This is a genomic window from Kitasatospora sp. NPDC054939, assembly GCF_053610105.1.
The window spans coordinates 1-8,615 of sequence record NZ_JBSGXP010000135.1 but is presented as its reverse complement, the minus strand read 5'-3'; the positions used below and the strand labels follow the sequence as shown (position 1 = coordinate 8,615).

The window sequence follows — 8,615 nt, the reverse complement described above, 5'->3', positions numbered from 1 at the left end:
CCTCATGGGGGGGGGGGGTGTCCCGGGGGCGCGGCCCACCGGCCCCCCCCGGGCCCGCGGGGGGGGGCGGCCGGGGGGGGGCCCCCCCCCGCCGGTCAGGCGTCGATGAAGTCGGCGATCACGTCGAGCGTTGACTCCACCGAGCTGAGCTGGGTGTTCAGGTGTTTGATCCACCGTCCCTTCGGTTGCAGGGCGGCGTGCGGGGCGACGACGCCGGTGATGAACCGGCGGATCTCGGTGAGCTTCTCCCGGATAATCGCCACCTCGTATGCCTGGAGCTCGGCCGGGTCCGAGCAGAACTTGTAGCCGTCGGTCCTGGTCCAGATCAGGGGCGGCCAGCCGCGCTCGGTGATGATGTCCCGCAGGCAGGCCAGGCCCGCGCGGGCCTGGCTGGGCGACAGCTCACTGGATCGGATCAGCTGGTTGAAGGCCAGGCCCGCCGGCCTCGCCTCGAAGAGTACGAACCGGACAGTGTCGGCGTGTCGCTGGGCAGCGGGTGATCTGCGCTCGACTGCGCGGGGCATCGCCTATTCACCTTGCAGGAGACGGGCCAGCTCTCCGTCGACGTCGACCTTCCCGGTGTCGACGGCCGTCTCGATCCAGTCCAGCGTCGCCCGGACGCGGGCGATGTTCTCATGGACGACTCCGCGTTCGTCGTCGCCGAGCTGGCGGTCGCGCAGGCCCGGGACAACCCGGCCGGCCGCCGCGACGAACGCGTGGCAGGCGGTGACCAGGTCCAGGAACTCCACCGACCGGTCGATGCTGCGGATCGCCGGAGCGACAGGGCTGGTCTCCTCGAAGTGCTCGCGGGCCTGCCGGCCGCGCTCGACCTGGGCGTGGTTGACCTGATGGCGGGCGGTGTCGTCCGACATCGCGCGGAAGGCGACATCAGGGCGCCGCAGCAGGCCGGTGGTCACCGTCGCGGCGACCTGGTCGTCGCGGGTGAGTTCCTCGACGGCCCGGACCTTGTCCTCCTGCCTGACCTGAGCGACCACCGTCGGACGCCGCAGCAGGTCGCTGGTGACGGTGGCGGCGACCTTCTCGTCCCTCGCGAGGGTGTGGATCGCGCTGACCTTCTCCTGCGGGGTGATCGGGTGCTCGACCTGCCGGCCGACCCGGCGCCGGGCCTCGTCCGCGGTCCACCGCGGCTTGTTCTCCGGAGGGGTCAGGATCGCGGCGAACCGTTGCCGCTCGTCGCCGATGCCCGCCAGGATCTTGTGGACGGTGAAGGACACCGCGGTCTGCCGGTGTTCCTTCGGCCAGCGCGAGGACGTCCATCTGGCCTCCTTCACCGTCGAGTACGACAGTCCGATGTCCTCGGCCAGGCGGAACATCGACTCCTTGACCGTGAACAGCTCCTCGCCCCGCTCCTGGCCGCCGGCCTCGCGCATCGGCTCGATCTCCAGCGCGTAGTCGCCGATCGTGAACTGGCCCCGGGTCTGGTTCTCCACCACCGTGCGCAACTCGGCCACGATCTGCTCGTAGCGGCTGGAGCTGACGCTGCCGACCATGTCGGCGTTCTTGATCTCTTCGGGCGTGGCATTCACCACCCACCGCGGGCCGGGGCACAGCCCCTCGGCCGTGACAAGACGCGGCCCGCTTTCTGACCCGAGAGTCAGACCGGAAATCCTAAGATCACAACGAACGACCATAAATGACCGGAATTTGACCGAAGATGCGATTCGGATGCGTTCGCGATGCGGTCACTGTGACCGTTCGCCGAACGTTTCCTTCCGGGCCCGCCAAGCCCTCACGACGCACCGGCGTGAGCAGTAGACGGCGTTCGACCTCCGGTCCACCCCCGTCACCCAACGGGCCCCGCACTCGGGACACTCAGCCCGGCCGGCACCACTCAACTCCGCGGCCACCCGCTTGCGCAGGCGGCGGCCGCGGCGCCACTGCCTGGCACGACAGGCCGTCGAGCAGTACACGGCATCGGGCCGCGCTTCCGGCCTCAGCCGTTCACCGCAGCCCCCACACACCCGCTCTCCGGCCCGCCCGAAACGCTCGGACACCACGCCAGCGTAGGACCCTGAGGCTACTCAGCACGGCAGTTCAGAAACAGGCACTGACGTGACCGGCCTGCCACGCGACCAGCCGCCGCCCGCTGCTCCCGAACGATCCGGCAACCGCAGCGTCCCCGCGGTCCTGCTCGCCCTGCACGGCGAGGGCTTCACCGGTTCGGTCGTGCTCGCGGGCACGCCGGGCGGCACGGTCCATCTGGAGGAGGGGCTCGTCACCGCGGTCGAGACTCCCGTCGCCCCGTCCGTCGCGTGCCTGCTGCTGAAGTCGCGCCGCGTCCACGAGTCCGAGTGGGAGGCCGCCGAGACCGCCGTGTCCGTCGTGGCCCGGAGCGGCGGGTCCTCGGGTCGGGGCGGCGCGTCCTCGGGTCGGGGCGGCGGGTCCTCGGGTCGGGGCGGGGACCTCGGTGAGGCCCTCGTCGCCCGGGGCGCGATCGGCGCCGGCGAACTCGAAGCCGTCTGCGCCGCCGCCGCATTCGACGGCGCGTTCGTTCTGGCCCTTGCCCCGCCCAGCAGTTGGCAGGCCCTCGAAGGGGCCCCGGCTGCCAGGACCGCGCTGCGCCCGGGAATCGCACCGCAGCGGCTCCTGGAGGAGACCGGCCGGCGGATGGCCCTGCTGAGCCGTCTTGCGGGCTGCCCGCCCGGCGAGCTGGCCCGCAGGCGGATCAGGCCCGCCGCCGGGCCGAGGGCCGAGGACCTGCGCACCCCGGCCCGCTACCGGGAGATCCTCGGCGCCGCCACCGGCCGACGCACCGCGCGCGACATCGGATTCGCCCTGGGGCGCGGGGTGTTCGCGGTGCTGCTCGACGCGGTCCGGATGGATGCGCTGCACCTGCTCCACCGGGAGCCGGTGCCTGCGGTTCCGATGGCGCCGAGTGTCGCGCCGCGGACGGCTCCGAGCGCGCCGCCCACGGCGGCGGCCGAACCGCTCCCGCGCCGCGTTCCCGGCGCACGGCAGTGGCGAGCGCAGGTGGATGCCGCCCCCGCAACGAAGGCACACCGTGCCGGGCCCCCCGATACGACAGAGAAGAGCACCTCATGAGCAGCCAGATACCGACCTCCGTGCTGGTCGACGAGTTGAAGTCCCTCCGCGACCAGGTCACGGGCGTCGCGGAGAGCGTCATCTCCACGGCGGACGGCCTCCTGGTGGCCGCCGACACCGCCGCCGTCCATCCCGAGACGGCCGCAGCGCTGGCGGCCGCCATGCTCGGCCTCGGCAGGCGCACCGCGGCCGAGGTCGGCGTGGGTGGCCTGCGCGACGTGGTCACCCGCTGCAACGGAGGCCATGTCGTGATGATGGCGATCGGCGAGCAGGCCCTGCTGATGGTGATGGGCGACGAGGGTCTCGACATCGCCACGCTGAACCGCAGATCGCCCGCCACGATCCGTCGGCTGAGCGAACTGCTCGGGATGGTCCCCGGGGTCTGAGCACGTCCGAGGGTGGCAGGTCCGTGTCGTACCCGGCCCTGGCCGACGAAGCGGGGTGCCCGGTCCCGCCGTGCCGAAGGGTCGGACCCTGATCGGACGGCGTGCGGGTGCGGCACGTCGGGGCCGGGTCGTAACGCTTCGATAAACCCGCGGGATGGCCGGGGGCCGAACGTCTCCTGATCAGCGAGCGGTGCGCGGACCAGGGTATGCCCTGGGAGCGTCCGGACCGAACCCGAGGAGAACAGTGAGTGAGCCCACATCGTCCTGGAACGCCTTCGCGCCCCGCGGCGGACAGCCCCGGCGAGACGACTCCGACGCCCAGAGGGAGGACGGGCCGACGGACTCGGCGGGATGGTTCGGGCCCGGGTCGGGGCACCGGGAACCCGCGCTCGCCGTCCGTCGAGCACCGGCCACGGTCCGTGCCGCACAGCGGTTCCCGCCGGCCACCCCCGACGGGGCGGGGCGGCGTGCGCGCTCCCACCGTGCCCTGTGGTGGACGCTGGCGGTCTCGGCCGCGGCCGTGGTGGCCGGCACCGCCGCCGTTGAGTACGGAAGCCCGAAGGGAGGGACCCGCGAACCGGAGGTCGTGCTCACGGTGGGTCCTGCGGCCCGGTCGGCCGCGCCGACCGGAACTCCTACCGCTGGGGCGGGCCGCACCGTCGGCGTCCTTCCGGCCGGATCGCCGGCGCGGTCGCGGTCGGCGTCACCGTCGACGAGCGGGCGCGCCGTCGTCCCGCCGACCGGCCACGAGACGGTGAAGCCGAGCCCCAGCCGGCCGCTCCCACCGGTCTCCGGTTCGCCCGCAGCCGCCTCCGACGGTTGGTCGCTGCCGAGCGGGCGCCTCTCGCCCGGCGACCCGCTGCCGGGCGGAGCGGTCGAGCACTCCTCGAAGGCCGGGCCGTCATCTGGCCCGAGCACCGCCGGGGAGGTCCAGCCGTTCCCCGGGCCACCCGGCGGTCGGCCGAGCGATGCCGCGTCGGACGGCCCGACCGGACCGCCCGCGGACGCCGGGTCGGCGCCGACCCCGAGCGTCACCGGGGCGGGCCTGCCCGCGCCGGAGCGGCCGGCCGGCAACCCGGGCGGCTGACACACCGTCGCCGGACACGCCGTCGCCGAACACCGCCCGCTGCGGGGGCCGTTGTCCCGCACCCCCACTCGACCAGCCCGGCCAGACGGTCGGGCTGCGGTGGCGGACCAGGATGAAGCTGTCCGCGTCGTCGGCCGCCTCCGCGACCCCCGATGTCCCCTACTACGTCCCTACGGGAACCCCACTCATGAGGAGGTGTCCGGGTGATCGAGCGCGTCACGGGCCGACACGACCAGCACGACGCCTACGCGGCCCAGTGCCCCTGCCGGGCCATGCTCGACCTGTTGGCCGGCAAGTGGTCCGCGCTGGCCATCGGGGCGCTCGAACAGGGTCCCCAGCGCTTCGGTGAACTCCAGCGGAGCCTGCAGGGCGTCAGCCCCAAGGTCCTGACCCAGACGTTGCGCCGCCTGGAGGACGCGGCCCTGCTGGCCCGCACCGTCTACCCGGCGGTTCCCCCGCACGTGGAGTACGCCCTCACCGAGCTGGGCCGCGGCGCGGCAGTCCCGCTCGGCCTCCTCCGCGCGTGGGTCGAGGAGACGATCGACGCTGCCGACGCCCGCCCTCAGCCCTCGCCGTAGCCCGGGCTGCAACGAAGGTGCCCTCACGGAGCGACGGGCCCACCCCGCCTGCGGGCCGTAGGCGGGTGCCGGTCACCCTGCGGGGTGCCACGAGGGGCTCGGATGCCGGGAGGAAGGGTCCGGCGTCGACCCCCGCCTCGGTGTGCGATTGTGACGGAAAGTCGATCGCCACACGGCAACAAGCTGACCAGGATGTTTCGAATGTGTTGACACTCGACCAACGGCGGGTCAGGCTACTCTCACAGTGTTGATTTCCGTGTGACGGTGTCGCCTTATGTTTGGTTCGGATCGAGGGATTCTCCGGCCGGACCCCTGGGCGTGGGACCGCGCGGATGGCATCAAGGAACCCGTATGAGACGAGTGGGATCCGTATTCGCGGCCCTTCTGGGGCTGCTCCTGTCGGTGATGGTCTGGGCGCCGGCGGTATCGGCCGAGCCCGTCATCACCTCGACCGGGACCCAGTTCCCGGACACCGCCGGACAGGGAGTGCAGGCGCACGGCGGCGGTGTGATCAAGGTGGGCGAGTACTACTACTGGTTCGGTGAGGACCGCGGCGAGGACGACATGTTCCGCTACGTGTCGGCCTACCGCTCCAAGGACCTGAAGACCTGGGAGCCCCGGGGGCACGTCCTCACCCAGGACTCCTCGCCGGAGCTGGCCGTCTCACTGATCGAGCGGCCGAAGGTGCTCTACAACGCCAAGACCGACAAGTTCGTGATGTGGATGCACAAGGAGCCCGACAACTCCTACGCCGAGGCCCGCGCGGCGGTGGCGGTCTCCCCGACGGTGGACGGCCCGTACGAGTGGAAGGGGTCGTTCCGACCGAGGGACGCGGCGGGCAACGAGTACATGTCGCGCGACATCACCGTGTACGAGGACAAGGCCGCGGGCAAGGCCTACATGATCTCCGCGGCGAACCACAACGCCGATCTGACGATCTATGAGCTCACCGACGACTACACCCAGGTGAAGGACGTCGTGGCGAACCCCTGGCCGGGCCAGCACCGCGAGTCGCCGGCGCTCTTCAAGCGCGGGAGCGTGTACTTCATGCTCACCTCCGGGACCAGCTACTGGGACCCGAACCAGCAGAAGTACGCCACCGCCACCAGCCTCGCCGGGCCGTGGTCGCAGATGCGGGACGTCGGCAACCACAACGGCCACCACTCGCAGACCACGTTCGTGCTGCCGGTGGAGGGAAGCGAGACCACCTCCTACCTCTACCTGGGCGACCGCTGGGCGGGGAAGGGGTCGAACTCGAACGGGGTGAACAACTCCACCTACGTGTGGCTCCCGCTGGAGTTCCCGGACGCCACGACGCTGACCCTCCCGTGGTACACCGAGGTCTCGATCGACACGGTGACGGGCCGGGTCCTGGGCGCGGGCGGGGAGCCGCTCAACACCATGGCCAACAAGGGCAGCGGCCGGTGTGCGGCCGTTCCGGGCAGCGTCTCCGACAACAACGTGCCAGTGGTCCAGGGCGCCTGCGACAGCGGACTGAACAGCCAGTGGCGCTTCACCGACAACAGCAACGGCTACGTCCGCGTGCTCGCCCAGCACAGCGGCAAGTGCCTCGACGTCGCGGACAACTCCACCGCGGACGGGGCCGAGGTCAAGCAGTACGACTGCGGCGGGGGGAGCAACCAGCGCTGGCGGTTCGAGGACCTCGGTGACGGCTACTCCCGCATCGTCGCCCAGCACAGCAACAAGTGCCTCGACGTCAAGGACGGATCCACCGCGGCCGACGCCCACCTGGTCCAGACGGACTGCGGCACCGCTGCCGGCCAGGCCTGGAAGGTCACGAAGGTCGGCGCGCCGACCACGCCGACCACTCCCACCACGCCGACCACTCCCACCACGCCGACCAACCCGCCCGGCGGTGGCACCCCCGGCACGGTGGACCAGCAGATCAGCACCTCGGTCAACGCCGGCGTGCTCAGCATGACCGCCGCGACCGACGCCGTCCGGATCCCCTCGGTCGCCTTCGGGGCGGGCGGGGCGTCGACCGGCAACCTGAACCCGGCGACCGTCAAGGACTTCCGCGGCGGGGCGGCCGGCTGGTCGCTCACCGGCAAGGTCACCGACTTCACCGGGCCGCGCGGGAAGATCGACGCCGCACGGCTGAGCTGGACCCCGACCTGCGTCACCAAGGCCGAGAGCCCGAGCACCTGCCAGGCCGGCAGCCCCGGTGCCGTCGGCAAGGACGGTGCGACCCTGGCGTCCGCCCCCGACGGTGCCCTGACCGGTGGCGAGTTCACCGCCGGTGCCGCCGTCTCCCTGGACGTCCCGAAGTTCACCCCCGTCGGTGACTACACCGGGACGCTGACCCTCACCCTCCTCTGATCGCGCTCCGCGTGCCGGACGCCGGGCGTCCGGCACGCGGTGCTCAGGAAAGCCGGCGAGCCATGCGCAGAGCACCCGTTGTCACCCTCCTCCTCGTCGTCCTGACGGCGCTCTTCCCCCAGCAGGCCCGGGCCGCGGACAACGGCGAATGGTCCGTCAGGCCGGCCGACTCCGCGATCACACCGCGCTCGGCCTTCCAGCTCACGGCGCGCCCCGGTGCCACGTTCGCCGATCGCGCCGTCGTCACCAACACCACGGGGGGACCGCTGACCCTGCGCCTCCACGTCGCCGACGCCTACAACACGCCGCGCGACGGCGGCCTGGCGGTACGAGGCCGCGAGGAGACCCAGCGCGACGTCGGCACCTGGGGAAAGCCCGAGCGGGACGTCGTGACCGTCCCGGCACACGCGTCGGTCACGGTCGGCTTCACCCTGGCCGTCCCGCCCGACGCCTCGCCCGGGGACCACGTCGGCGCCCTCGTGGCGGTCGACGACCGGGTCCAGCCGGGGGCCGGCTCCTTCATCGGCGTCCAGCGCGGTGTCGGGGCCCGGATCTACCTGCGGGTCGAAGGTCCCCAGCGGCCGGCGCTCGCGGTCGAGGGCCTGCACCTCACCGCGAAGAACCCGCGCATCCCGTGGACCGGCGACAGCAGTACCGCGGTCTCCTACACGCTGCACAACACCGGGAACGTGAAGCTCGACCCCCGGGTCTCCCTGTGCGTCGGGGGAGTGTTCGTCGGGGCGCCCGCGACGAGGCAACTGGCGAACGTGCCGGCCGAGTTGCTCCCCGGGGAGAAGGTGCAGGTGACGGAGGACTGGCCGGGGGCGCCCTCGGGCTGGGGCGACGTGACGGTCACAGCGACCGCGGACGGGGTGAGCGCCACCGGTACCGACGGCTTCCTGGAGGTGCCGTGGATCCTCCTCTCCGGACTCCTGGCCCTCCTCGCCGCCGGTGCCACCGTCCTGCTGGTCAGGCGCCGCCGGCGGGCGGCCGTCCCATCGGCATCCGGGTGAGCTCCCCCTGACCGGCTGGTGTGGGGCCGGGGGGGGGCCCCCCCGCGGCGCCCCCCCCCCCGGGATGACACGCGGGGGCGGGGGCCCCCCGTTCCGGGCGGGGCCCGCCCCCGGGGGCGGAGCCGGGGGGCGCGGGCCGGGCGGCCGG

The 8,615-nt window shown here is 72.7% G+C and carries 6 protein-coding genes and 2 pseudogenes; 6 read left to right on the top strand and 2 right to left on the bottom strand.

Features of this window, described 5'->3' with window-relative positions:
* Window positions 1-95: 95 nt before the first annotated feature.
* Window positions 96-524 carry a RacP protein gene (locus tag ACWGB8_RS29710; protein WP_452216702.1) on the bottom strand — a complete coding sequence of 143 codons (429 nt, stop codon included), beginning with the start codon at window positions 522-524 and terminating at the stop codon, window positions 96-98.
* A 3-nt stretch (window positions 525-527) separates the two neighbouring features.
* A complete protein-coding gene (locus tag ACWGB8_RS29705; protein WP_452216718.1) occupies window positions 528-1,511 on the bottom strand; it encodes a DUF6192 family protein in 984 nt (327 codons plus the stop codon).
* Window positions 1,512-2,073: 562 nt separating this feature from the next.
* Between ACWGB8_RS29705 and ACWGB8_RS29700 the strand changes: the two genes are divergently transcribed.
* From ACWGB8_RS29700 to ACWGB8_RS29675, 6 genes and pseudogenes are all read left to right on the top strand, one after another.
* Window positions 2,074-3,063, top strand: coding sequence for a hypothetical protein (locus ACWGB8_RS29700; RefSeq protein ID WP_452216701.1), 990 nt, complete (start codon window positions 2,074-2,076; stop codon window positions 3,061-3,063).
* A complete protein-coding gene (locus ACWGB8_RS29695; RefSeq protein WP_452216700.1) occupies window positions 3,060-3,449 on the top strand; it encodes a roadblock/LC7 domain-containing protein in 390 nt (129 codons plus the stop codon). Before ACWGB8_RS29700 ends, ACWGB8_RS29695 begins: the two co-directional genes overlap by 4 nt.
* 1,290 nt (window positions 3,450-4,739) lie before the next feature.
* A complete protein-coding gene (locus ACWGB8_RS29690) occupies window positions 4,740-5,114 on the top strand; it encodes a winged helix-turn-helix transcriptional regulator (protein WP_452216699.1) in 375 nt (124 codons plus the stop codon).
* A gap of 351 nt (window positions 5,115-5,465) precedes the next feature.
* Window positions 5,466-6,863, top strand: a pseudogene (locus ACWGB8_RS29685) (RICIN domain-containing protein); the annotation flags it as partial.
* Window positions 6,864-6,893: 30 nt separating this feature from the next.
* Window positions 6,894-7,454: pseudogene (locus ACWGB8_RS29680) on the top strand (WxL domain-containing protein); the annotation flags it as partial.
* Window positions 7,455-7,516: 62 nt separating this feature from the next.
* Window positions 7,517-8,467, top strand: a complete 951-nt coding sequence (locus tag ACWGB8_RS29675; protein ID WP_452216698.1) for a DUF916 domain-containing protein — start codon at window positions 7,517-7,519, stop codon at window positions 8,465-8,467.
* The last annotated feature ends 148 nt before the right edge of the window (window positions 8,468-8,615 follow it).